2 protein-coding genes are annotated in these 910 nt (G+C 71.1%); both read left to right on the forward strand.

The genetic code is table 11. The features are described 5' to 3' along the window. On the forward strand, positions 1–255 hold a 255-nt coding region (locus tag AC1D15_RS34670; RefSeq protein WP_477829645.1), incomplete at its 5' end, for an acyl carrier protein. Beyond that, positions 252–910, forward strand: a 659-nt coding sequence (locus tag AC1D15_RS34675) for a beta-ketoacyl [acyl carrier protein] synthase domain-containing protein (protein WP_477829646.1), incomplete at its 3' end; no start/stop codon positions are given. The genes AC1D15_RS34670 and AC1D15_RS34675, both read left to right, overlap by 4 nt.

Genomic DNA, 910 nt, shown 5'->3' on the forward strand with positions numbered 1-910 from the left:
GGCCTCGATTCGCTGATGGCGGTGGAGCTGCGCAATGCGCTGACCCGTTCGATCGGCCGCCCGCTGTCGGCGACGCTGCTGTTCGACTATCCGACGCTCGCTGCGCTGACCGCGCACCTGATGCGCCTGCTCGGCCTCGACGAGCCGGTGCCTGCCGAGGCCGCGGCCATCGACACCGCGGCCGATGCGCTGCACGATCTGAGCGACGAAGAAGCCGAAGCCCTGCTGCTGCAAGAACTGGGGAGTTCCCGATGACCGAACCGCGCGATGAAGCGCTGAGCCCCGTCAAACGCGCGCTGCTCGAGATCCGCGAGCTGAAGGCCGAGCTCGCGCGCTCGAACGCCGCGTTGCACGAGCCGATCGCGATCGTCGGCATGGCGATGCGGCTGCCGGGCGGCGTGGTCGATGCGGCCGGTTTTGCCGAGCTGCTGTGGTCGGGCACCGATGCGATCGGCGCCATCCCCGCCGAGCGCTGGAACCTCGACGCGCTGTACGACGCCGATGCCGATGCGCCCGGCAAGATGACGACGCGCTTCGGCGGCTTCGTCGACGGCGTCGACCGCTTCGACGCCGAGTTCTTCGGCATCTCGCCGCGCGAGGCCGCCAGCATGGACCCGCAGCAGCGGCTGCTGCTCGAGGTGGCCTGGGAGGCGCTGGAAGACGCCGGCCATGCGCCGGGCGAACTCGCCGCCACGCCGGCCGGCGCACGCACCGGCGTGTACCTCGGCATCAGCAACAACGACTACGGCCGCGCGCTGTACCGGCACCCCGAGTTGATCGATCCGTACTTCGCGACCGGCAATGCGGCCAGCGTCGCGTCGGGGCGGCTGTCGTACTTCCTCGGCGTGCACGGGCCGGCGGTCGCGGTCGACACCGCCTGCTCGTCGTCGCTGGTCGCGCTGCACCAGGC

The organism is Rhizobacter sp. P2_H2 (genome assembly GCF_056403375.1).